Source organism: Exiguobacterium sp. UBA5002 (assembly GCF_002396765.1).
GTDB lineage: Bacteria > Bacillota > Bacilli > Exiguobacteriales > Exiguobacteriaceae > Exiguobacterium_A.
Map to the genome: position 1 here is coordinate 1 of NZ_DGYQ01000018.1, position 24,717 is coordinate 24,717.

Sequence of the window (24,717 nt, forward strand, 5' to 3'; positions counted from 1 at the left end):
ACTTGACAGGGAGCAGTTCATCATACGGCTGAGCGTTATTTTTTTGAAAAAGAAGAGATTCAGGGAAATCACTTCTTTTTCTGACACATAAAAGAAAAGAGAGGTTGATTGCGATTCAATCATCAGGGAATGAATGAATCTCAGTTAGCGACTAGCCAGGATTTGCTCAAGGGAAAGCAAATCTGTCGAATCGACACGATAGTCTGCCTCATGGAGCGCCGACTCCGGTCCTACGCCGACGGCATACATACCGGCAGCGTGGATGGCAGTGATGCCCGCTGTCGCATCTTCTACACCGATGCAACGGCTTGGTTCGACGTCGAGCGCTTCCGCAGCACGGAGAAACACTTCAGGGTGTGGTTTCGATTGTGCAACAGTTGCAGCATCTACGATGTCATCGAAGTAATGTCGAACCTTTAATGCCTCGACGACCATCAGCGCATTTTTAGAAGCGGACGCCATCCCGATTTTCAGCCCAGCGTTTCGGATTTCATCAAGGAATGCAGTGATTCCAGGAAGAAGATCCTGTTCAGAGATGTGCTGGATCAATGTGACATAGTGTTCGTTCTTCTTCGCAGCGAGTGCTAGCTTCTCGTCTTCCGAAAAAGCATCCTGTTTTCCACCAAGCGCAAGGATACGCTCGAGTGAATCCATCCGGCTGACACCTTTTAATGTCTCATTGAATTCCCGGTCGAACGGGATATCCAAATCCTCTCCTAATTGTTTCCACGCTAAGTAGTGATACTCTGCTGTATCCGTGATTACGCCGTCTAAATCAAAAATGACCGCTTCGATCGTTGGTGCCATCCGACATCCATCCTTTCATACATCGTCCATGAAAGGCAAGAAATCGAATGACACGTTGTGCAAACGATTGCACTTGCCTCACAAACAATTTTACTAATTCTCTCATCTCTTTGCAAGCGTTATCAAATGTTTTACTTAAAAAGAAAAACACCTTGCGATTTCAGCAAAGTGTTTTTCGTCCTGTTATCCTTTTAAGAGACCAATCACTCGGACGTTGATTGCTTTCGGTTGGAACGCGAGCATGTTCTCCATGTCTTGCGAAATCCGTTCCTGCACTTTCCCCGCCGTCTTGATGATCGACATTCCGTACTTGATATGAACAGACAAACTGATCGTAATCTCGCCGCCGACATCCTCGACCTTCACGAGTTTAACCATCTGTTTCTCTTGCAGTTTTGAATCATCTGCTGTGAAGGCGATCCCTTCCGTTTCTTGAACGGCTACGCCTGCGATGACCTCGATGACTTGTTGCGAGACGTTCACGACACCGTCTGCGTTATTTAAATTATATGACATTCCTTCCACGCCCTTCGTCTTGTAATCCATCTATCTTAAAGTGTAAAGCATTCCGTCTTATTTTGAAAGGTCTTCCCGTTTCTCGACGATTGGACGAATATCAATCTCAATCAAAGGACGGAGGACACGAACGACGAGCGGGTGTATGATGATACCGACGATCAGCAAGGCAACGCCAATCATGATCAGTAACGCTAGCCACGGTTGCGGTACGAATGCTTCCGTCACATACTGGCGCCACGCCATGACGAAAAAGACGTGAAGCAAATAGACATAGAGGCTGAGTTCCCCCGCCCGTGTGATGAGCGGAAGGCGACGCATCGGAATCAACATCATGAAACCAAGGGAAGCCGCAATTGACAAGAAATAAATGACACTATGTTTGATGACACCTAACCAGGCATCGCTATCGTATTGATCAACATAAGGGAAACGATGCTTGAAGGCATTCGCGAAATCAACGATCTCTTGTGGTGTGTCACGCCACGCTTCAAATAACAAAAAGCCCATGACGACCACAAATGTGATCCCACCGATTAAGCGGACGTTCATCCGTCGCTTAAAGTTTTTCGGCATTTCAAAGATCCGGATGAATTCGTGTTCTGATAAATAGTTTCCGAGTAAGAAGTACGGATAGAACATGATCAACTTACGAAGTGCTAAGAAGCCTGTATTCTCAAGCTCAAAACCATATAATAGAGCGAACGCGAGACCGAACCAGACGTAGCCGCGTAAATGGACGACATAAGGCGTCACGATATACCAGACGACCATGACGAATAAATACCAAAGTGCCCAGTATGGCCGTAATAGATGCGTTCCAATGTTTTCTCCTGAGAAAATCGGGTTTCCTTCCCCGAGTGTCGCCCAAGATCCGATCAAGATCTGCCAGACACAATACACCGCGAAAAGCTGGATGACACGTAAATACTTGTTTTCGCGGAAGAAATAACCGCTTAAAATAATGAATAATGGCATATGAAACGAATAAATCAATAGATAGACCGTTTCGAGTAATTTTCCATCATAATCAAACCGTAAATCTGTCAGCATGTGACCGATGACGACGAAAATGACAAGAAAACCTTTAATATTATCAAACCACGGATTCCGATTCATGTTACACTACCCCTTATACTCCCTCGAAAGGAACGAATGTTTATGAAAAAGACACTCCTGATTCTATCTGTCGTCTTGAACGTCGTTCTCCTTGCATTGTTACTGGGACGTAAACCTCTCGAACTATTCGAAAGCGTCTTACCTGCAACGAGTACGACTCCAGTCACGACATTCCAATACGATAAGAACCCGAACTATGTCCGTTTGAATAGTTTATTCCATACTTATCGATACCCAAAATCAGCGAACGCTGTCATGTTAGGTGACTCGATGACGAATTTTGCCGATTGGCGCATCTTGATGGAGGATCCGACAATCATTAATTTCGGGATTCCTGGCGATACGACAGAAGGCTTTTTGACTCGCCTCGACTTGATCATCGAGATGAAACCAAAACGCGTCTTCCTGATGGGTGGTATCAATGATATTCGTCACTATACACCGATTCCGCAAATCACTGAGAACATGACGACGATTGTGACGACACTTCGAAAAAATAACATCGACGTCGTCATTCAGTCAACCGTTCCTGTCGCACCGAAGTATTCGGATTCCGTCCGAATCAATCGGGACGTCGAAGCGTTGAACCGAAATTTACAAAACCTTGCTCAATCGGTGGATGTTCCATTCGTTGATTTGCGACCTGTCTTGACGAATAAACAGGGATACCTGCAAAATCGGATGACGTACGATGGACTCCATCTCGTCGGTGGCGGTTACCTGCGCTGGAGTGATGCGCTGAAACCCTATGCGCTGAAAACCGATTTGACAGCAAATAACTAAACGAAAAAGCGGCTCATCCCGATTTCCGGGATGAGCCGCTTTCGATTATTAGTCTTCTTGGTTTTTGACACCCATGTACGCTGCGACGCTCGATGCTGAGAAAACTGCAACGGCAACGATACCGACAGCAATCCAAATCACTTGATCCATCATTTCTTTATATCCCCCTTTATGTAACCGCTCACTTCTACATTTAGCGTACACGAATTTCGTCAAGAAAGAAACACATTTTCCATGTCTAATGACTAGACGATTCGGGAAAAAGTAACTATAGTAGAAGGACAACTACAAATTGTCGGAAAATTCGATTATTTAACAAGGAGGTGTTTCTGATGGCCACTTCATTGCTTACGCCGAAAGTGACGTTACGACATCGAAGTACTCTCAACTTTGGATATTGGCTTGTCATCGGATGCATAGGATGGGGGATGCTCGCCCTCGTCACGAATGTTGGTACTATTATTAGTCGTCTTCCTTTATATGAAAGCATTCCCCTCGCCATCCTTGTACTTGCCCTCACAGGTGTCGTACTAAAAATGGCGCGTGACGAGTGGTGGATTCGTTATCTTGAACGTCAGACCCAGTATTACATCGGACACGAAACCGTGACCGGTTGGTGTACCACGATTGATAGCATGTGGCTGATCCGTAAGACGATGCGCCGTGAACTTCGCCTGCTCTACCGGCAGCTTGCGCAGACGAAAGCATCGGAAGAAGTGAAACAGACGCTCGCCCTCCAGCTCGTCGAGCGTGGTGTGCTCATCGTCTATTCTCGACCAAAAAGTGATCATCCTGCTTGAAACGAAAAGAGGACTGCCCCATCATCTTCTATGAAAGAAGGAGATGGGACAGCCCTTTTTTTAATGTTTCAGCCAATCCGTTGCCGCTTCAATCGTTGGCATGACCAGTTGGTGACCATGATTCGACCACGTGACGTCGACTGATGCACCGGCTTGCTTCAAGAGTGCTGATAATTCTTCCGTTTCCTGAGCCGGACAGATTGGGTCATTGCTTCCGGCGCCGATGAAGACGCGCACGTCTGATAAGTCAGGTAACGTCACACCACGACGTGGTACCATCGGATGAAACAGAATCGCTTGTTTGAACAAGGCTTCTTCGAACAACATATTCGCCGCGATGTTCGCACCGTTCGAATATCCGACTGGAATCAGACGATCGAGATCAAAACCACGCTCCGCTGCCTGGTCACGTAAAAACTGAATTAAACGTGCTGTCCGTAAAGCGAGGTCTTCTTCATCGAAGACGCCTTCTGCGAGTCGTTTGAAGAATCGTGGCATCCCGTTTTCCGAGACTTCCCCGCGGACGGACAAGTAGCCTGCTTCCGAATCGAGCAACGAGACGAGTCCGACGAGATCTTGTTCCGTTCCGCCTGTGCCATGTAAAAATAAAAAGATGGGTGCGTCTGCTGTTTTTGGTGCTTGGTATAAATGAATCATACGAGTCTCCCCTTCGGTACAGTAATAGGTGTTACATGATTTGTGATCGCCGTACGATGTGCTTCGAATTGTTCCGGCAACTTCAAATCTTCTCCGAGCATCTCGAACTCTTCATCGATTGCGAATCCTGGATTGTCGGTCGCAATTTCATGGAGGATCCGACCGCGGTCATGGAAATAGATCGATGTGAAGTAATTGCGGTCCTTCACTTCAGTGGTCAGCAAACCGAACGCGTTGATGGCGTTCATCCAGTCGAGTTGTTCCTTTTGATCCGTCGCCCGCCACGCGATATGGTGAACCGTTCCCGTTCCCGGACGACCGACTGGCATTTGACCATGAACGACGTCAACGACATTCCCGAACTCGCCTTCTGCGATGTACCGGTCAACGGTTTCCGTCCGTTTGCTGAGTGTCAGGCCGAATGTGTCTGTCAGTAATTTTGCTGTGTCTGATGGATCCCGTGACAGTAACGTCGCTCCCGCGAATCCTTTAATCGCGACCTCACGTGTGATGCCGTCGATTTCATAGCGACTGTTCGGTCCCTTGCGTTCGACGAGTTCAATCTGGAGACCATGTGGATCTTCGAAGGCGATCTGTTGCTCTCCGAAACGAACCGTCTCTTCAAACGAGACGTTTTTTTCTGTCAGTCGCGCTTTCCAAAAATCTGCTGCACCGACCGGAATCGCGTAAGCTGTCGTTCCGACTTGTCCGGCACCGACCTGTCCTTTTGCCATGCCTTTAAACGGAAAGAACGTGATGATCGTTCCCGGTGCTCCGGATTCGTTCCCAAAATAGAAGTGGTACGTTCCTGGATCATCGAAGTTGACCGTTTTTTTGACGAATCGTAGTCCGAGAATGGTTCCGTAAAAATCGAGATTTTCTTGTGGATCGCCGACCATCGCTGAGATATGATGAATGCCTTGCGTTTTCATATGATGCGTTCCTCCTTCAGTCGTATCTATTAACACAATAATAGTAACTAATGTACAAAAAGTAAACCGATAAGCCTTTTCATTACTGCTTTCTGGAACCTTTACCCATTTTTGACCGTAGGACACTAAGTAACAATGATACACTTGTCGTGCAACAGACGTCTTTAAGGGAGGTTCTTATGTTAGAAATCAAACACATCACGAAGCGTTTCGGCGATTTTACGGCCGTAGATGCTTTGACGATCGAGGTGCCACGCGGGCAAATCTTTGGTTTGCTTGGTGCGAACGGTGCTGGAAAGACGACGACGTTCCGGATGCTGCTCGGTCTACTGCAACCGACTGAAGGATCGATCACCTGGAATGGAGAGCGTATTCCGACTTCAAAAATCGGATACCTTCCGGAAGAACGAGGTCTGTATCCAAAAGTCCGCGTCGACGAACAACTCTTGTTCCTCGCAGAACTCCGTGACATGAAACGGAAGGATGCGAAACGAGCCTTGACGGAATGGCTCGACTATTTCCAAATTCCCCAGTATGAAAAAATGCGTGTCGAACAACTCTCAAAAGGAAATCAACAAAAGATTCAGTTGATCTCTGCCGTCCTACATAAACCTGAACTGCTGATTTTAGATGAACCGTTCAGCGGACTCGACCCGGTCAACGCTGAACAATTAAAACGTGCCGTCAAAAAGTTAACCGTCGACGGAACGACGATCGTCTTCTCAAGTCACCGGATGGATCATGTCGAAGAACTCTGCGAACACGTCGCGATCCTCGATCACGGAAAACCCGTCGTTGCTGGCTATCTTCCTGACATCAAAGCGGGATACGGAAAAACACGTGTCCTCTTGACGACAGATGCCCCGCCACTCCTGTGGGATAGCTTGCCAGGTGTTCTACAAGTCGAGTCAGACAATAATGGACATATCGTCCAAGTCTCTTCAAAAGAAACGGCTGATCAACTTCTTCAACATATCGTCAGCCATGGACACCATGTCGATCGTTTCGTCTGGGATCAGTTATCCCTGCAGGATATCTTCATCGAGGAGGTCGGCAAACGTTATGAACCGTAAATTCCTGACTTTATATCGCTTCAATCTACTTCAAAAATTACGTGCTAAAAGCTTTTTGATTTCGACGGTCCTGATGGTCCTGTTCCTTGTTGGCTTTGGCAATATCGAACGGATTCTCGACTGGTTTTCGGGTGACGATCCAAAAGTTGCTCTCGTCAGTGAATTGTCGACCGATCTTCGTCCGGCCTTGAAGAAGGCTGGTGTCACTTCAGACATCACGACGAAGGAATATACGGTCGCACAAGCACGAAAGGCAGTCGACCGCGGTACATTCGATGCCGTGGCAATCGTTCAGGATTCGTATGACGTGACACTCGTCAGTGCTAGTCCTGAGTCTGAATTACAGACACAGGTCGCAACAGTCGTCAAACAAGTCCGCGATCAAGCCGTCATCACGGATGCTGAAATCGATCCGAACGTCCTTGCTTCGCTCGCTGAACCTGTTCCTGTCAAACAGGAGTTGACGTCGACGGGTGGGAAAAGTGAGGATGAACTCTTTGCTGCCTCGGCGCTCGTCTATGTCTTGTTGTTCTTGATGTACTTCACGATTGCAATTTACGGCGGGATGATCGTCACGGAAATCGCGAACGAAAAGTCATCCCGTGTCATGGAGTTGCTGATTTCAGCAGCGAGTCCAATTCAACATATGCTGGCGAAGATTTTCTCGATCGCTACGGTCAGTCTCGTACAATTGTCGATTCTCGTTGGTGTCGGCTACTACAGTGCTCAAAGTAGTAGTTTATTCGATCAGTTATCACTCGATTCCTTGAGTGCTCGGACGATCATTTATCTGTTCGTCTTCTTCCTGCTCGGATACTTCCTGTACGCGACGCTCCTCGCGGCACTCGGTTCGCTCGTCAGTCGGGTCGAGGATGCGCAGCAAGTGACGTTACCGGTCATCTTGTTGATCGTTGCTGCCTTCATGATTTCGATGTTTAGTCTGAATGCACCGACGAACCAAGCTGTCGTCGTCCTGTCATTCGTGCCGTTCTTCACACCGATGGTCATGTTCCTGCGCGTCATGTTGACCGATGTATCGCTATGGCAAGTGTCAATTTCGCTCATCTTGATGCTGATCAGCATCTCGCTTGCCTTATTCGTCGGAACAAAATTCTATCGGGGTGGTGTTCTGTTCTATGGATCGAATCCACTCAAACAGTTGCGCCGGATCTTAAGCGGTCGCCGGTAACAGTTTACAAGACGAATCGTTTCCGCTATCGTTAGGTGAGAAAAAGCCTTTAGGAGGAACTACGTTATGCGGTCTCGTTTTTGGGCAGCGATCCTTTTCACAGCTGCTGCCATGGTCTCGTCACTTGTCATGTTCACGAAATTCCCGCAAGCGAGTGCGACATGGGAACTCGTCCTTGCCTATGGAGGCATGGCGTTCATCTCTAGCCTCTTTTGCTGGTCCTTCGTTGCGGTGCGCCGCCACTCTTCTCGTTTATACGGAAGCTGGGTCGGTGTCTTCATCGCTGGACTGACTGTCTTACTCGTCTGTATCGCGCGATTCGTCTTGCGTGGTGATGTGATGATGATTTTCAAATGGCAAGCGATGCTCGGTAGCTTAACTCTCAATTTCGGCTATGTCGGTTGGGTACTTGTCATTGCAAATGCGATCATTGGTTTCATCATCGGTCGGATCCGTCAAAAGACGCGTCGTCCACGCCCGATGCCACAACGTTAATAAAAAGTCGCTGTCTTCTGAACGTCAATCAGAAGACAGCGACTTTTTTTATTTACGATGGTAGCGGGAACGACTTTTCCGGTCGCTGTAATCCGCATAATAGGTCGAACTGGATAAAGAAACACCATCCGTCATGCGATCGAGATATTCATCGAGTTGCATCATCGATGGAAGTTTATCCTCAAACAACTCATACGTCTCTTCCGCTTGATCGCGTTGCAATTCCCCTGCTTCCATCACGGCTTCGACGAGCTCATGGAAGATCCGTTGCTCGGTCGCACTCATCGTCTGCTCGATCCGTTTGACGTCCTCATCATACATTAAATCAAACAGGCGCATTCGCTCTTCGAGCTGTTCCTCGACCCACGTTCCATCTTGTCCGAGCGTCTGTTCATAAGCAAGCTTCATCTCTTCGAGCGGTGTGTTCTGTTGCATGATGAATTTCAACGACTCCCCCGTCCAGATATGCCGTGCCAAATAACTAGCGTCGATGTTCAAGACGTCCGCCAATGCTTCGATGTAGGGTTTGGTTGGATAGACTTCGCTGAGCTCCGTCCGGCGGATGAAGTACGGTGCGACGCCGAGTCGTTCAGCCAACTGTTCGATCGTAATCCCGGCACGCTCCCGTAAAATACGAATCCGGTCACCGTAACCCCGATATGGTGAATGGTCTAGCATACGATTCCCTCCCTTATTCCTATGGTATCATCATAACCTTGAATCCGGTGTCGGATACATCGAACTTTCGGATGAATTCCGGAACAGATGCCGTGGGTAACGCAACCAAATCGGTAGGACACTTAAGAAGTACCCGACCGTGACGATACTGATCCAAAATACAGCTATGTTAAGAAATGATCCCGTCTGTAGTCCGGCTTGTGTGACGACGACTTGGAACAATAAAAAGGCATGAAAGACAGAAATCAGATATGGTATCAGCAAAACAGCGCCATACTTCATTAACAAGTAGCAGCGGATGTTCCCCGAACCGAACCCTAGTGCAAACAACGTCTTCATCCGCTTTTGTTCCTGTTCCGCCGTCATTTGCATCCACACATGCAGAAAACTCGCATTGATGACGAACAACCAGATCGTCAGGAGAACGACGACGAACGTGACGAGTCGTACGATTCGGATCCCGTCGATCTCATCTTCCGTCTCGTTGATTAACTGATAGGGAACCGGTTGCTTATCATCTAGCTTTGCTGCCGACTGGATGTTGCGGACGATTTTCATCCACTGTTTCCAGTCCTTCGTTCCATAATCATGATAGGCTGGCGTATCGAAGACGACGATTTGGCGGACGGGTTGCTTGAGTGTTTGAAAGACGGCATCACTGACGACGAAGATCGTCTCGATTTGATAATTGTAACCAAATACTAAATCGTGAGAAGCAGCGGGAAGTAATTCAAAGTCGGCTTTCTCCATCGCCTGTTTCGCTTTTTTCATCGTCGGTGTGTTCTCTTCGAGTTGTACCGGACGTGCAGGTACAAAGAAACTTTGGCGTCCCGTCGCTGTCCGCTCCTTAAGATGCAGTTGCCGCATCATCTTGTTGTACGACGAGATCGGTAGGAGGACGCGCGTTCCTTCTGCCTTCACTTGGATATCCTGCTGATAGCGATCCGGGAATGCCTCCGTCATCGTCTGCTTGATATCCTTCAATCGTTTCGTCGGTTGAGCGGATTCTTCGTAATAGACGAGACCGAATTGATTTTGGGATGATAAGTCGAGTCCAATCAATTGAAACAAGAAGACCAGTCCGACTGCCGTTAGCGCACACGATGTCAGAATCGTTCCGAGGGCAATGAGCGTACTATTCGTTCGCAATTGATTGGCGATTTCCGAGACGATCAGCTTCCGCAGCGACAAGCGACATGGTCGATATAACTTGGTCAACCATGGTAAGACATATCGACAAATAAAAAACGATCCGATGAAGATGACAAGTGGGAAAAATATATAAAATCCTTCCGTCCGAACAAATGCTAAGGCATAACCATAGATCAACAGGAGTAACGCTCCGATTTGCGTCAGAATCCAGACTCGTTTTCGAAATAGCGAACGGGAACGAGTCGGTCGATCGGGACGAAAGCGGTAGATCGCAAGGACCGTTGCCGTCAGCAAAACAAGGAAAGCGCCACCGATCAAAGCAAGAATCGCATAAAAGGATAATTCGAATTCGATTGCTGGTAAGAACATGACCTTGACAACGGACAGCAACAGCATCTTCGTCAAGACATTACCTAGAATCATCCCCGCAGTGATGGCTAGACCACCAACGATCAAGACTTCAATTAAGAAATACTTTAAGAAGTGTGACAATCCACTGCCAAGCGTCCGCATCGTCCGCAAATCATTCTTACGGTGCTCAAGCATCGTATAGGTCGTCGAATAGATGAACAGGACACTGAAGAATAGGATGATCAGCTCCGCGATGAAGACGAAGAAAATCGTCATCTCGATGACTTGATTCAATTGACTGAGGATTTTAGCGACGTTTTGGAACGATCCATTCGTCAACAAGTTCCAATAACTCGTCACGATCGTCATCGCGATGATGATCGTCAAGGCATAGCCATAATACAACCGCTGATAACGCCGGATGTTACGTAGGGCGTATTGCAGATAATTGATGCTCATCCCCTCCTAGCAGCGATAGTGATTCGATGACCCGTTGGAAAAAGATACGGCGCGGTTCATCGCGGAACAACTCCGTTTGAATACTACCGTCTTTTAGGAACAAAACATGATTACAATACGACGCGACTTGTGGATCGTGTGTCACGATGACCATCGTCATCCCCGTCGCGTTCAACTCGGCTAGGACATCCATGACGTGTTTCGTTGCTTGGAAATCGAGTGCTCCCGTCGGTTCGTCCGCAAGCATCAGACGTGGTGTATGAATCAAGGCACGACCGATCGCGGTCCGTTGTCGTTGTCCACCACTGACCTCATCGACCTGTTTATCTAGCAGATCATCAATTTGTAGACGACGTGCCAACTCCTCCATCTCTTCCCGCGCGAGCTTCGTCTTTTTCCCCGACAGCATCAACGGGACGAGCATGTTCTCACCGAGCGTCAAAGAGTCGAGTAAATTGAATTCCTGAAAGATGATCCCGAGCGTCTCACGCCGGAAACGTGTCATCTCTTTTCGCTTGAACGTCGCTGTATCGACGCCATCGATCAGGATTGACCCCCAACTCGGTTCGTCGAGTGTTGCAAGCAAGTTGATTAGTGTTGATTTGCCGCTACCGGATGGTCCCATGACTGCGACCATCTCACCTTCTTCGACTCGGAAATTGATATCCGTCAACGGTTGTTCCGTCACCTTTCCGGGATAGACCTTCCCTAATTGTTTAACCTCAATCATGTGCGCGACCTCCTACTAATCGAATCCGGCATGTCGTACCGACCCCTTCTTCACTCTCGAGTTCAATCTCGTGCCCGAGCTTCAAGCAGACCTGCTGGACGAAATACAACCCCATCCCGGTCGATTCTCCGTAACGTCGTCCGTTTTCGCCCGTGAAGAACGCATTAAAGACACGTGGGACGTCTCGTTTTGGAATCCCTACACCGTCGTCTTGAACCGAAAGGACGACTTGCCCGTTTGTCACTTCTGCCGTCAGAACGACTTCTCGACCATGTCCCGTCGTGTACTTGATGGCGTTCGTCACGAGCTGTAGGACGAGGAAACGAAACCACTTCGCATCCGTGTAGACGTACACGTCGTCAGCGATATCGAGTTTCGGAAAGACCTGATTTTTAACGAATAATCGTTTCTCTTGATTAATGATACTCGTGACGAGCGGCTTCAGTGCCAATCGTTCCGCCTTCAAATCTGTCTCGATCGCTTCTAAACGTGACGAATAGAGCATCTGGTCGAGTCCACTGCGCAATCGATCGACCTCTTGACGTAAATCCGCTTGATAGTGTTCTCCTGGGTGTTCAAGGATCAACTCGATGACGGATAACGGTGTCTTCATCTGGTGAATCCATTGATCGACATACCGATGCCGTTCCTTTTCTTTTCGTCGCTCAGCAAACAGACTGTTTCGAAACAATGTCTGTTGCCGCTCTAAAAATTGTTCGACGGCAACGGAAATCGGTTCTTCACTATCACTGCGAATCGGTTCTGCGACCGATTGAACCGGCTGTTGCATCCGTCGTAGCAACGGAAGCATGCTGAAGAAACGATAACTGAGATAGATCAGAAGACCGATACTGTTCAAAAGTACGATATAAAAGAAGGCTGCTGGGCGATACAAATCATAGAGCCATAAGACGGCATATAAAATCAGCATTTGTCCGGTAAAGAAGATGATGCCTGGTATCGCGTGCCGTAAAAAGAGCTTCATGGTTCAAGAACCAGTTTATAACCGACACCTCGCACCGTCTCAAGTCCGGCGACACCGATCTCGGCAAGTCGTTTGCGGACACGCGTGATATTGACGTTCAACGTATTCTCATCGACGAACGCTTCGTCATCCCAAATCCGTTCGAGCAGATCGCCCCGACTGACGATCCGTGGACTTGCCGTCAGCAGCATCTCAAGGATCAACCCCTCTTTTTTTGACAGTTCGATTGACTGTTCCCCGTACTCGACGATATAACGATCTAAGTACAACGTGACACCTTCTTTCGTCACCGTTCGCTCATCCGTCTCGTTCGACAGCGTGCCATAGGCCCGGCGAATCTGACTTTTAATCTTCGCGATGACGACCGCTCCTTGGAACGGTTTAACGATGTAATCATCCGCTCCGTATTCGAGCGCCATGACTTGATCCATCTCCCCGACCCGTGCCGAGATGAACAGGATCGGTGCCCGTGTCTTCATCCGTAACTGCCGGCACCAATAGAAACCGTCAAACTTCGGTAAATTGACATCTAATAGAATAACGTCCGGATTCGTCTCTTCATAGACCGCGACAACATCCCCTCGCCCATCTTCAACGACGACTCTAAAATCATAGCGTTCGAGTAGTTCTTTCAATAGTGTAGCAATCTTCATATCATCTTCGACTAATAAAATCGTATGCATCGTTTCTGTCAACTCCTTCTCCCTTTATCATAACGAACTCAAAAAGGACTGGAAACGATTATTCCGTTTCCAGTTCTGTGTCCTCCTATTTAGTTCATCACGTGACGATGCGGCGATAAGCACGGACCGTGACGATATAGTAGATCAGATAGACGATCGTATAACAAACAATCGCAAATAATGTCGGACGAACGATGTTGTAGTTCAACAGTTTCTGCAAGACCTGCATCGCCACTAAACTATGAACGAGTCCGAGCACGTACGGTAAAGAGAAGACGAATCCAACAAGGTGACGGATGATGCCTGTCTGTTTTTTCTCATCGACACCAATCTTCTGGATGATGGCAAACCGTTGTTTCGATTCTTCTGCTTCCGCGAGCATCTTGAAGTAGATGATCGAACCCGTAGCAAGTAAGAAAACGAGTCCAAGGAAGCCAGCAGCAAACGCGAGTAAGCCGGTCGTTGCCGTCGTCATCGCGTAGACAGGATAATAAGCCGCCATCTCCGTGTCCGCTTGTTTTCCATATAGTTGTGTCAACTGTTTCATCAATCCATCGTCATGACGTTCATCTGAGAACTGATAATTCGTCAGCGTGAAGCCTTTTTCCGGGATCTTCGCGAACGCATCATCGTTTACGACCAAGGCAAGTCGCTGTTTCTCATAAAGTTGAGCGATTGGTAGATTCGTCGCAGCGGTGATACGAAAGGAATCATGAACGTCCTTGATTTTAACACCGACCGGCGATTTGACTTTCATCTTCAACAAATCGTTTCCTTTGAACGTCTCAAGGACGATCGCTTCGCCTTGTTTCGGTTCTTTGATGACCGTTTTCCCGTTCGCTTTCGCGAGCTTGACGTAGTCCGAATAGTTGACGTAGCTGAATTGTCCCGGCTGGTCTTCATATGCGTACGTCGCATAGTAGCGTGTAAACGTCAAAGGGTTCGGCAGATCGGTCATCTCATGGTCGACGTTCTTGACGTTGACCATCGTCCGGCTGTCGATCTTTTGGTCGGACTTCGCAATCAGCTGTTCCGCTTCTGCTTGTTTACTCGCAATCGATAGACTGTACGGAACTTGCTCCTCAACGGTCTGGTCGATGAAGTAATAAATCGATGTCGCTGTACCGACCGTCGTCAATGTTACGGCAGTGATGACCGTAATCGTCGACAGCATGACGACATTCGATTTGATCCGTGACAACAATTGCCCGTGCAGAATTAAGTTCGTCCCTTTAAAGTGCCGCGCTTGATTACTTAAGACGCGCAATAAGAAGATCGTGAAATAACTCATCGTTCCGAACGTCCCGAGAATGACGCAGAGCATCAAAAGCGGTGCGAAGATCGTAAAGTGATCCATCAATGGTTGTCCCGTTAAATAGTAACCGACACCGATCAAGACGACCGAAAGAACGGCTAAGATCGGATGGACTTTCGGAAGCGATTCCGCTTGTTGTTCTGCCTTGAACAGTTCAATTAATGTAAAACGATAGATCGTCCGAGCCGAACGTAAGGCGATGATCAGGAAAATCAACAGGAAGACACCGATCGTCTGCATGACCGAAGCTCCGCTGATCGTAAACGTCGCATCGACTTGCATCGCCATGACAGAAGCAAGCAACTGCACGAAGTATTTCGAAGCGACGGTACCAATCGCAATTCCGAGAATCAGACCAATCACCCCATACCCCATCGTCTCAAGGAAGATCAGTCGGGCGATCTGCCCTCGCTCTAGACCGAGCAACGCGTAGAGCCCGATTTCCTTCTTACGGCGGCGTAAAAAGAAGTCACTTGAATACCAGATGAAGATGGCAGAAAAAAGCGCTAGAATGACACTTGCTCCCGTAAAGACCGTTCCCAGTTTCCCGTACAATTCGTTCGCCTGAAGCATCGCTTCATTCGATCGAATCGCGAGGAACGTATAGTAAATCAGAATCGCGAACGTAACGGCACCGAGGTACATCACGTTTTGACGAATGTTCTTCAAATTTTGAAACGCCAGTTTAGACAAGCTCACGGACGGCACCTCCGAGTTCACGCTGGACTTCCATGATCTGTTCGAAGAACTCCTTCTGCGAACCGAAGCGATGGACTTCCTTGAACAGCTCTCCGTCCTTGACGAACAGAATTCGTTCCGCGTAAGACGCCGTCATCGGATCATGTGTCACCATCAAGATCGTCGCGCCTTCGTCGTTCAGTGATTGCATCGCTTCGAGCAATCCGGTCGCGGACTTCGAATCGAGCGCACCGGTCGGTTCGTCGGCTAAGATGAGTGACGGATCATGAATGATGGCGCGAGCGGCAGCCGTCCGTTGTTTTTGTCCACCTGATAGTTCGACCGGACGTTTATCGAGTAAGTCGTGGATACCAAGTTGACGTGCCACACGATCGACACGTTCTAAAATTATTTTTTTATCGACGTTCGCGAGTGAGAGCGGTAAGGCGATATTTTCCCGAACCGTCATCGTATCGAGGAGATTGAAGTCCTGGAAGATGAAGCCGAGTTGTTCCCGGCGGAAACGTGCTAATTGTTTTTCCTTCATCGCCGTCACGTCTGCTCCATTGATTAAAATCGAGCCATCCGTCGGCTGATCGATCGTCGACAGTAAGTTAAGCAACGTCGATTTCCCGGCACCGGATGGTCCCATGATGCTGACGAACTCTCCTTCATGGACGCTGAGCGTCGTCGGACGCAGTGCTTCGTGGCGCGCTGTTTTCGTTTGATACGTTTTTGAAATCTGTTCTGCTTGTAAGATTGCTTTCATCTGTATTGCCTCCTGTGTTTGATTCGTTACACTTAGTCTAGCCCTTCCCTGCTTTTCTCAAAATGGGCTTTGCTTTCACTTCTCTTACAAAACGGTAAGACACGGGAGGAGACGACAAAAAAGCCCCCATCCGCAAGGAATGGAGGCGTGTCGTATCTTATTTATGTGTTGCTTTGAAGAGCTCTGTGTCGCCTGCGACAACAGAAGTTCCTTCAGCTGGTACAGCTGAAAGCGTGAATTGATCGTGGTTCGTCACGATGATCGGTGTGATCGTCGATGGTGCGTTCGCACGGATGTAGTCAAGGTCGAACTCGACGAGGACGTCTCCTGCTTTGACTTTGTCACCTGACTGGACGTGAGCCGTGAAGCCTTCACCTTTAAGGTTAACTGTATCAAGACCAACGTGGATCAACAGTTCAAGACCATCCTCACCTTTTAGACCGATTGCGTGTTTTGTTGGGAAGATCGTTTCAACCGTTGCGTTGATCGGCGAGACGACTTTACCTTCAGTTGGTTCGATCGCGACACCGTCGCCCATCATTTTTTGAGAGAAAACTTGATCGGGTACGTTCTCGATGTTGACGATTTTACCTGTAAGTGCAGAAGCGATTTTTGCGTTTCCTGCGTCGTTACCACCAAACAATTTTTTTAAAAATCCCATGATACTATCCCTCTACTTTCTCGATCGTTTTTCTTCCGAATGGAAGTTTCGATTTTTTATAGGAGTAAGCTGTCAGACAGCTCGCTCACGTTCTCACAAAAAGCATACGTTTGTCCCTCTGGTTTTGCAAGTATTTTTGTGTGATAATAGTTAGAAATCATAAGGAGGCGCTTACATGTTACCATTTTCAGAAATTACATATGTCCGTCCTGACCTTGCCTTGCTTGAAACATCCATGAATCAAGCGATCGCTCGACTGACGGAAGCCACACAGGTAGATGAAGCAAACGCAGCTATCACTGAGATTAATACCCTCAGAAATCAATTTGAAACGGCAAGCCAGCTCGTCGAGATCCGTCACACGATTGATACACGTGATACCTTTTACGAAACGGAGCAAGGATTCTTTGATGAAGCGAGCGCGATTTATCAAGGATATGTCTCGAGTTATTATCAAGCGTTGACGACACACCCCCTTCGTAGTGACCTCGAACAGACGCATGGCAAACAGTTATTCTTGATTGCTGAAGCGAGCTTGAAGACATTCTCGGAAGAGATCATTCCGAAGCTTCAAGAAGAAAACCGACTCTCAAGTGAATATACGAAACTGATGTCTTCCGCTCAAATCGAGTTCGACGGCAAGACGCTCAACTTATCGCAGTTCGGACCGTACCTTCAATCGCCAGACCGCGATGTCCGTAAAGCGGCTTCTGAAGCACGCTACGGTTACCTAAGTGAGCATGGTGAAGCCATCGATACGATTTACGACAAACTCGTCCGCATCCGGACAGACATCGCGAAGACACTCGGTTTCCCGTCGTTCGTCGAACTCGGATACGCTCGGATGCTTCGCGTCGATTACAATCAATCGATGGTCGAACAGTACCACGAACAAATCCGTGAGACGATCGTTCCGCTCGCGACACAACTTAAAGAACGCCAGCAACGACGCATTGGTGTCGATCACTTGTACTACTACGATGAAGGATTTGCCTTCAAGTCTGGTAATGCGACACCTAAAGGCGAAGAGTCGTTCATCATCGAAGGCGGCAAAAAGATGTATGCGGAGATGTCACCGGAGACGAACGAGTTCTTCAACTACATGCTCGACCGGGAAGCGCTCGATTTGACGGCGAAGCCTGGGAAAGCCGGCGGTGGGTATTGTACCTACATCGCAGACGAAAAACTCCCATTCATCTTCTCGAACTTCAATGGAACGGCAGGCGACATCGATGTCCTGACGCACGAAGTCGGACACGCCTTCCAAGTCTATGAGAGCCGTCACCTGACAGCTCCAGAGAGTGCTTTCCCGACGTATGAAGCGTGTGAGATCCACTCGATGTCGATGGAATTCTTCGCTTATCCGTGGATGGAAGAGTTCTTCGGTGAAGAGACAGCAAAATACAAATTCAATCACCTCGCAGGAAGCGTCACATTCCTTCCGTACGGCGTTGCGATTGACGAGTTCCAACACGTCATCTACAACCAACCGGAATTGACACCAGCTGAGCGTCGCGACGCATGGCGGACGATTGAGAAGAAATACCTGCCGCATCGTGATTACGAAGCGAACGATTATCTCGATTCAGGTGCATGGTGGCATCAACAAGGACACGTCTTCGGTAGTCCGTTCTACTATATCGATTACACGCTCGCTCAAGTCTGTGCCTTCCAGTTCTACGCTTGGATGGAACAAGACCGAGAAGCGGCTTGGAAGTCTTATCTCGATCTCTGTCGTGCCGGCGGATCGGAAAGCTTCCTCACGCTCGTCGAACGTGCTGGATTGAAGTCTCCGTTCGCACCAGGTACGGTCGAGGCAGCGGTCGCACCGGTCAAAGCGTATCTCGAACAAGCGGACGACCTCGTGCTCGATCGCGTTTAATTATTCGATTTCCTCAATTTATCCATTGAAAAAGGTGAGTTTCCGTCCGGAAACTCACCTTTTCTATTTTAAGAGACCTCAATCTTTAGACTGTAACTAGTGATTCATTCAGATAAAAGCGTTTCATGATAATTTCCGTACCAGACGCGGAACTCGTCTGCCGGGATTGGTCTTGAATAATAAAAACCTTGTGCATACTCGCAATCCAGCTGTTGCAGATGATTCGCCTGCTCCAGTTCCTCGATGCCTTCGGCGACAACATCATATTTCAATGTATGCGCCAGTTTAATGATCGTCTCGATGAGCGGTGCGTTCGAACAGGCATCCGGACCACTGATGAATGAGCGATCGATTTTCAGTCGCTGAATAGGCAATCGACTCAAGTAGGATAAAGACGAATAACCAGTACCAAAGTCATCGATTGCCAGACGATAACCCATTTGGTGTAACGTCTGAAGCGCCTCAAAGACACGTCCGTCCGAAAAGACACCGAAAGATTCCGTGATTTCGAGTTCCATCCGGTCTTCAATTCCAGGATGAATTTCTCGGACGCCCGTCAGGTAATCCACAATCCGACCAGAGACGAGCTCTTTTACGGATAAGTTTGCTGAGACGCGAAGCGATCCGAGCTCCGTTTCTTTCCACGCCTCTACTTGGCGAACCGTTTCAGCGACGACCCACATCCCAATCTCTTCGATGAGCATCGATCGCTCGGCAATCGGAATGAAGACTGCCGGACTGATCATGCCACGTTCTGGATGGAACCAGCGCAAGAGCGCCTCACAACCATCCACCTGCCGTGTCGCAAGGTTGATTTGCGGTTGGTAGAACAATTGTAACTCGTTCTTTTCAATCGCATCCCGTAACTCCCCTTCCAATACGACCGATTCCAGATATTCCGCGCTCATCCAAGGTTCGAACCAGACCGGTCCACCTTCTGTCTGTTGTTTCGCATGCTGCATCGCGATATCGACAGAGGATAATAACGAAGTGACAGCTACTGCATCGTCCGGATAGCGGACCATACTCATACTGATGCTGACGTTCACGAATTCTCCGTTAATTTCATAAACATGTTCGATGACTTGCTTTAATTTCTCGTAATCAACGATATCCTGTTGCGCGACTAATACAGCGAATTCATCTCCACCAATACGTGCTGCTTGCCCGGTTCCGATGAAATGATGCTTCAGTCGATTCGCGAGATCCTTTAAAATCTGATCTCCTGCCCCATGACCGTAAATATCATTGATTCGGCGGAATTGACGAATGCTGATAGTGACGAGCTCGCCTGTTTGTGGTGCTCTCAGTGCATCCTGTATCTTTTGTTCAAATCCATTTCGATTCAGTAACCCCGTCAACATATCAAAAAGCGCAAGTTGTGTAATGCGTTCTTCTCGCCGAAACTGATCTGTCTCATCATGACAAGAGAGATATAAGGCAACACCTGTTTCATCCTCTTTGTTCGGAACGTGAATGATGTTGACGAACATATTTAAAATATCTTCGTCAAATAACATTTTACAGCGAATCGTCTGACTGTTCCCTTCGATGGCTTGTTGAAGTGCTCGTCGCATTCGATTCAAATCAGCTGGATGCACCAATTCTTCAATCGTCCAACCCGAAGTGGCATGCGTTAACTGTCGAAAACGATCGTTTCCATTTAAAATCGTATAGTCCGACGATAAAGCAAGAATTGGATCTGTATTTTGAGAAAAGAGAGATTCGATTTCGGCTTTCTTCTGCTTAATCTCTTTTGTATTCGCATCACTATGATCGAGTAATCCAGCTATGATTGCTGTCATCGTCCTGAAAGCTTGAACGACCGGCTTGAAGTCATTTCTTTCGTGTACATGATACCCAGATTGCCGTCGATCCTCAGCAAACGTATTCGCTTCGTTTTGTAGTAAGGAAATATCTTTTCGAAAAGCACGTAATAATAACCAATTCAATATTAATAATGCCGCAATGACAAGAATGATTGTTGCAAATAACAACCAAGCATTTTGAATGATTTGCGATCCTCGGTGCTGCATTTCTTGTTGTACCTGTTTTAACTTTTGATCATATATCTGGTACATGCTTGTTTCATATTGTTTAGACTGATTAGCTAGTTTCGCATAGTTTTGATCGTTTGATGTACTCAACAGTTCATCTAGCGTTTCTGTGTAATTTCGCATTTGACTTCTCATGTTTGCAATCTCTTGGCGCCCTGTATCGTCTTGTAACGAAACTACCTCATACAAGGCATTCATGAGCGATTGTTGTCGAATGGGCAAGTCGATCCGCATTTGTTGGATGCGTAATCGATCAATCGAACTAATTTCGTTGTCCCGACGTGCTTCTCGTAGAATCTGTGCCGATTTCCCAAGTTGCTCTTCCATCATGATAAGATGCGAGAACACATCGTAATATGAACCAGTCTCTTTACTTAAGACGAGTTGATTAAAAATCACTTCACTTTTAAAATTCGTAGAGGCTGTGAAAAAGCGATGATTGGACTCGTATCCTTGACGCTCTAATTTCGTGAGTTCTTCCAACAACTCTTTACGTGCTGGGCCAGTCGCTTGCTCTTCCTTCAGCTGTTCATATAAGTGGGAGAGAGAGGTTTCTGCTTGTTTTGTTACTTGTGGTTCCTCAACCTGTTTCTCTAAGGAAGCAAGATAATAAGACGTTAAATCTTGAGTCGCATGATTTGCTGGGATCACGATGTCAATCGCTTTTGCCGCCTCTTCGAAGCGTTTTCCTTCTTCGAGTGTTTTGTTCAATTGGTGTAACGCAACGATAATCGCAAGTAGACCGATGACTGCAATCATCCACGAGAACGTTTTATAGTAGGATCGTCTTCGAAAAGCTTCTTCGATGAAGACTGGTGATAAACGTCGCAACACATCGTCCTCCCTAAAATGTCATTATGCTTCTATATCGTCTCTTTTTGCTGGATGTTGAAGTCGATTTAAGTCAATAAAAAGCACTTCTTCTCACATTTCGTGAAAATAAGTGCTTTCTTTACTAGTTTTATATTTTTTAGTAACTGACATTCTCGCGCGCTACTTTTTTCGCGAAATAATCAATGATATCCCGACGACGAATGATTCCAATAAAGTGCTTTCCATCATCGATGACAGGAACGAAGTTTTGGTCCGTAATGACCTCAATCATCTCTTCCATTTGCGCAGTAATCGAGACTGGTTTATAACGAACACGTTGTTTAATATCCGTTAATCGTGTTTGCAAGACGTGATCGTAGTCTGCATGCTCTAGATTAGCCTCGAGCGCCCACAAGACATCCCCTTCCGTTAATGTCCCTGCATATTTACCTTTATTATCGACGAGCGGAACGGACGTAAATCGATGATGTTTCATCTTTTCTAATGCCTGTCTGACCGTCGATTCAGGATCTAAATATTTCACCTCATCTTTTGGTAGTAAGAAAAAAGCAATGTTCATTTCTGTTCCTCCCTAGCCACTCTGTGACACCTTCTTCATTTTATCACGAAGCCTCACTGGATTCATTTCTCAAATGATGAAAATCTCTACATAATTCCTTCATATTTATCCGTACCCTTCCGATAGTCAGAATAGACAGATTTTAAAGACTATTTAGGATAGGAGAATTCATCATGCGCCTCCCGATCACCCGTCGTTTGTTCATCGGGCTTATTTTGTTGCCTGCTCTTACTCTCGGTGTTTCCACTTGGTTTTCGTATGACCAAACAAGCCGAACTGTCGATCAACTGGTCGACTCGACATCCCAAACTGCTTTAAAGCAACTCGAACAATCGTTTTCCCGCATCATCGATGATACTAAAAAAGATACAACACTCCTTGCCGGACTCCCTTCCAACCGTGAAGACGGTACTCTACCGAACTACATAGATACAACCAAACAACCCGATGCTTCGGAGGCTCCTTCTCAAAAAGCAACAGATATCTATAATGTCCTTGAGAAATATGGCTCCTCAAAAATCGAAAATTCATTTATCCAATACGCTGATACGAAAGGCGGCTATCTTAACTGGCCAAAACAAGACGTCGCACCTGGATACGATCCTCGAAAAGAGATTTGGTATAAACAAGCGCTGGAGAATTCAAGCACTGTCGCCATGAGCGAGCCTTACTATGATAGCGCGACGAAATTATCCATCATCGGTTTCTCTAAGGCGACACTAGATGCTCAAGCGAACATCAAAGGTGTATTGTCTGTTTATAAAAGCATCAATCGTCTTGCTGAAGATATGAAACGGATTGAAATCGGACAAAAAGGATTTGTTTTCAGCTACACACAAGACGGTAAGGTCGTCACGCACCCGAACCGAAATTATTTCTTCAAAAAAATCAATCAACTACGTGAAGACGGAAAAGCATATTTCTCTGCTCCAAAGTCCATGTTAGAGCAAGAATCCGGTACGAAGATCATGGACGTCGCCGGAAAAAAATCGGTCGTCATTTGGCAAACTTCTTCGAAAACAGGATTCAAACTAGCCGTCGTACTGGATTACGCTTCCTTGTATGCGCCTAAAGAAGCCATGCTCAATCAGTCATTGATCAATTTCGTCGTTGCGATCGCCCTCGCGACATTGTTCGCTTGGTTGATCGGGCGTTCGATCAATCGCCCGCTGTCGATGCTCCGTCGTGAAGCATTAGCAATCGCATCAGGTGATTTGCGAACACAGCATCGTCCTAAACGATTCATCCGGGATGAATTAACAGACCTCAGTGCAAACTTCGACGCGATGCGCGCGCGCCTGCGACAAACGATTCTAGCGATGACTACATCCGCTACGACCGTTCGCGATGCGTCAGAAGAGCTCTCAAACAATGCGACTCATGTACAAAAGGCTTCACGTCATATCGGACAGACAATGGAAGAAATCGCTGCTGCTGGTGAAACTCAAACGAAACAAGCCGAACGTTCTTCCCATGCTGTATACGGTGTCAAGGAACGTTCTACAGCAATGCAACAGGTCGCATCCACGACACTTTCTGAAGTCGCTTCCGTCGCTTCCGCTGCTACACGAGGAAGTGACGTGACGAAACAGACGATTTCTGATCTATTGAGCCATTCGGACTCATTGGAAAAAGAAATCGAGAACACTTCTGATTTCTTAGGCAAACGTTCTGATGAGATCGGAAAGATTCTTGGAACGCTGCAAGCCATCTCGAGTCAGACGAATTTACTCGCCCTCAACGCAGCAATCGAAGCCGCACGTGTTGGTGAACAAGGACGTGGATTTGCTGTCGTCGCGAGTGAGGTAAGAAAACTGGCCGAGGAGAGCGACGAATCCGCTAAACAAATCAAACAGCTCCTCGATAATATTCAACAAGAAACACATACTGCCATGAGTGCGATGCACCATGTCATGAGTGATTTGAAGCTGTCTCTTGAGTCTGTCAAAACGACAGGCGATGACTTCGAGCGCATCGCAGGATCCGTACATCATGTCTCGAATCGAACAGAAGTATTGACTGGTGACATCGAGGCGCTGACGCTTGCTACGGAAGAAGTATCCGATGCCATGGGAACCATTCTTGCTTTAACGGAAGAGAATGCAGCAGGTCTTGAGACAAGTGCTGCAAGTATTCAAGAAACAAACGCAACACTTGAATCCGTGACGACGGCAGCGGCTCACCTCGCTCACATCGCAGGTGATCTCCATGCGCTCACATTGGAATTCCAGTTAGACGAAACCGTATCTGAAAAACATTTGATCGAAGAACAAGAAGACGTCCTTTCATCAGAACCCGACACAAGCCATTCTGCTGACGATGCCTACGCGGAAGTCGCAAGCACAGAATTGACGGAGCACGATATCGAAACGAATGATCTTGAAGTCGAGACGGGGCACGAGGAGGATCCAACACCTGAGTCCTCTCCGTCTCCTACGAATCCATAAGCCTATCGATCCGGAGTCTTGAAGAAAGACTTCGGATTTTTTCATTCCCTACTCGACTATCGATTGCCGAGCACATACACTAGATACAATCGATGCATCATTCGAA

The 24,717-nt window shown here is 47.3% G+C and carries 22 protein-coding genes; 7 read left to right on the forward strand and 15 right to left on the reverse strand.

Annotated elements, in window-relative coordinates:
• Nucleotides 1-144 precede the first annotated feature (144 nt).
• The 3 genes from pgmB to B4C70_RS03800 all read right to left on the reverse strand — a co-directional run bounded on the left by pgmB (nt 145) and on the right by B4C70_RS03800 (nt 2,442).
• The gene (gene pgmB, locus B4C70_RS03790) at nt 145-807 is read right to left on the reverse strand and encodes a beta-phosphoglucomutase (protein WP_023469308.1); all 663 of its coding nucleotides are present in this window, start codon (nt 805-807) and stop codon (nt 145-147) included.
• 183 nt (nt 808-990) lie between these two features.
• The gene (locus B4C70_RS03795; RefSeq protein WP_290777063.1) at nt 991-1,323 is read right to left on the reverse strand and encodes an Asp23/Gls24 family envelope stress response protein; all 333 of its coding nucleotides are present in this window, start codon (nt 1,321-1,323) and stop codon (nt 991-993) included.
• Nucleotides 1,324-1,380: 57 nt separating this feature from the next.
• Entirely contained in the window at nt 1,381-2,442 is a 1,062-nt protein-coding gene (locus B4C70_RS03800; protein ID WP_290777065.1) for an acyltransferase family protein, read from the reverse strand.
• Between the two features lie 42 nt (nt 2,443-2,484).
• On the opposite strand from B4C70_RS03800, the gene B4C70_RS03805 reads away from it, so the two are divergent.
• Both B4C70_RS03805 and B4C70_RS03810 read left to right on the forward strand, forming a co-directional pair.
• Entirely contained in the window at nt 2,485-3,225 is a 741-nt protein-coding gene (locus B4C70_RS03805; protein ID WP_290777067.1) for an SGNH/GDSL hydrolase family protein, read from the forward strand.
• A 332-nt stretch (nt 3,226-3,557) separates the two neighbouring features.
• Complete coding sequence (locus B4C70_RS03810; protein ID WP_290721232.1) at nt 3,558-4,025, forward strand: hypothetical protein; 468 nt, start codon at nt 3,558-3,560, stop codon at nt 4,023-4,025.
• Nucleotides 4,026-4,085: 60 nt separating this feature from the next.
• On the opposite strand, the gene B4C70_RS03815 is transcribed toward B4C70_RS03810, so the two are convergent.
• Both B4C70_RS03815 and B4C70_RS03820 read right to left on the reverse strand, forming a co-directional pair.
• Entirely contained in the window at nt 4,086-4,682 is a 597-nt protein-coding gene (locus tag B4C70_RS03815) for an alpha/beta hydrolase (RefSeq protein ID WP_290777069.1), read from the reverse strand.
• Nucleotides 4,679-5,614 carry a VOC family protein gene (locus B4C70_RS03820; protein ID WP_215083641.1) on the reverse strand — a complete coding sequence of 312 codons (936 nt, stop codon included), beginning with the start codon at nt 5,612-5,614 and terminating at the stop codon, nt 4,679-4,681. Before B4C70_RS03820 ends, B4C70_RS03815 begins: the two co-directional genes overlap by 4 nt.
• A gap of 179 nt (nt 5,615-5,793) precedes the next feature.
• On the opposite strand from B4C70_RS03820, the gene B4C70_RS03825 reads away from it, so the two are divergent.
• The 3 genes from B4C70_RS03825 (at nt 5,794) to B4C70_RS03835 (ending at nt 8,371) form a co-directional block, all read left to right on the forward strand.
• Nucleotides 5,794-6,687 carry an ABC transporter ATP-binding protein gene (locus B4C70_RS03825; protein ID WP_290777074.1) on the forward strand — a complete coding sequence of 298 codons (894 nt, stop codon included), beginning with the start codon at nt 5,794-5,796 and terminating at the stop codon, nt 6,685-6,687.
• Complete coding sequence (locus B4C70_RS03830) at nt 6,677-7,876, forward strand: ABC transporter permease (RefSeq protein WP_290777076.1); 1,200 nt, start codon at nt 6,677-6,679, stop codon at nt 7,874-7,876. Before B4C70_RS03825 ends, B4C70_RS03830 begins: the two co-directional genes overlap by 11 nt.
• A 66-nt stretch (nt 7,877-7,942) precedes the next feature.
• Nucleotides 7,943-8,371 carry a hypothetical protein gene (locus tag B4C70_RS03835; protein ID WP_149427807.1) on the forward strand — a complete coding sequence of 143 codons (429 nt, stop codon included), beginning with the start codon at nt 7,943-7,945 and terminating at the stop codon, nt 8,369-8,371.
• A 48-nt stretch (nt 8,372-8,419) separates the two neighbouring features.
• Here the strand turns inward: B4C70_RS03835 and B4C70_RS03840 are convergent, their stop codons facing one another.
• From B4C70_RS03840 to B4C70_RS03875, 8 genes are all read right to left on the reverse strand, one after another.
• Complete coding sequence (locus B4C70_RS03840; RefSeq protein WP_029342558.1) at nt 8,420-9,049, reverse strand: helix-turn-helix domain-containing protein; 630 nt, start codon at nt 9,047-9,049, stop codon at nt 8,420-8,422.
• A 30-nt stretch (nt 9,050-9,079) separates the two neighbouring features.
• The gene (locus B4C70_RS03845) at nt 9,080-11,011 is read right to left on the reverse strand and encodes an ABC transporter permease (RefSeq protein ID WP_290777078.1); all 1,932 of its coding nucleotides are present in this window, start codon (nt 11,009-11,011) and stop codon (nt 9,080-9,082) included.
• Nucleotides 10,977-11,741, reverse strand: coding sequence for an ABC transporter ATP-binding protein (locus B4C70_RS03850; RefSeq protein ID WP_029342560.1), 765 nt, complete (start codon nt 11,739-11,741; stop codon nt 10,977-10,979). The genes B4C70_RS03845 and B4C70_RS03850 overlap by 35 nt, the downstream gene beginning before the upstream one ends.
• Nucleotides 11,734-12,726 (reverse strand): sensor histidine kinase, encoded by a 993-nt coding sequence (locus B4C70_RS03855; RefSeq protein ID WP_214727670.1) that lies wholly within the window; start codon nt 12,724-12,726, stop codon nt 11,734-11,736. The genes B4C70_RS03850 and B4C70_RS03855 overlap by 8 nt, the downstream gene beginning before the upstream one ends.
• A complete protein-coding gene (locus B4C70_RS03860) occupies nt 12,723-13,409 on the reverse strand; it encodes a response regulator transcription factor (protein WP_047393119.1) in 687 nt (228 codons plus the stop codon). Before B4C70_RS03860 ends, B4C70_RS03855 begins: the two co-directional genes overlap by 4 nt.
• A 97-nt stretch (nt 13,410-13,506) precedes the next feature.
• Entirely contained in the window at nt 13,507-15,423 is a 1,917-nt protein-coding gene (locus tag B4C70_RS03865) for an ABC transporter permease (protein ID WP_290777081.1), read from the reverse strand.
• Entirely contained in the window at nt 15,410-16,171 is a 762-nt protein-coding gene (locus tag B4C70_RS03870) for an ABC transporter ATP-binding protein (protein ID WP_290777083.1), read from the reverse strand. Before B4C70_RS03870 ends, B4C70_RS03865 begins: the two co-directional genes overlap by 14 nt.
• 157 nt (nt 16,172-16,328) lie before the next feature.
• Nucleotides 16,329-16,832 (reverse strand): PTS sugar transporter subunit IIA, encoded by a 504-nt coding sequence (locus B4C70_RS03875; protein WP_035396161.1) that lies wholly within the window; start codon nt 16,830-16,832, stop codon nt 16,329-16,331.
• A gap of 175 nt (nt 16,833-17,007) precedes the next feature.
• On the opposite strand from B4C70_RS03875, the gene B4C70_RS03880 reads away from it, so the two are divergent.
• Nucleotides 17,008-18,714, forward strand: a complete 1,707-nt coding sequence (locus B4C70_RS03880; protein ID WP_290777085.1) for a M3 family oligoendopeptidase — start codon at nt 17,008-17,010, stop codon at nt 18,712-18,714.
• Between the two features lie 104 nt (nt 18,715-18,818).
• Here the strand turns inward: B4C70_RS03880 and B4C70_RS03885 are convergent, their stop codons facing one another.
• Nucleotides 18,819-21,605: a putative bifunctional diguanylate cyclase/phosphodiesterase gene (locus B4C70_RS03885; RefSeq protein ID WP_290777087.1), complete on the reverse strand. Its 2,787-nt coding sequence runs from the start codon at nt 21,603-21,605 to the stop codon at nt 18,819-18,821.
• A gap of 136 nt (nt 21,606-21,741) precedes the next feature.
• Nucleotides 21,742-22,164 (reverse strand): CBS domain-containing protein, encoded by a 423-nt coding sequence (locus B4C70_RS03890; protein WP_023469329.1) that lies wholly within the window; start codon nt 22,162-22,164, stop codon nt 21,742-21,744.
• Between the two features lie 173 nt (nt 22,165-22,337).
• On the opposite strand from B4C70_RS03890, the gene B4C70_RS03895 reads away from it, so the two are divergent.
• Nucleotides 22,338-24,611: a methyl-accepting chemotaxis protein gene (locus B4C70_RS03895; RefSeq protein WP_290777088.1), complete on the forward strand. Its 2,274-nt coding sequence runs from the start codon at nt 22,338-22,340 to the stop codon at nt 24,609-24,611.
• Nucleotides 24,612-24,717 lie beyond the last annotated feature (106 nt).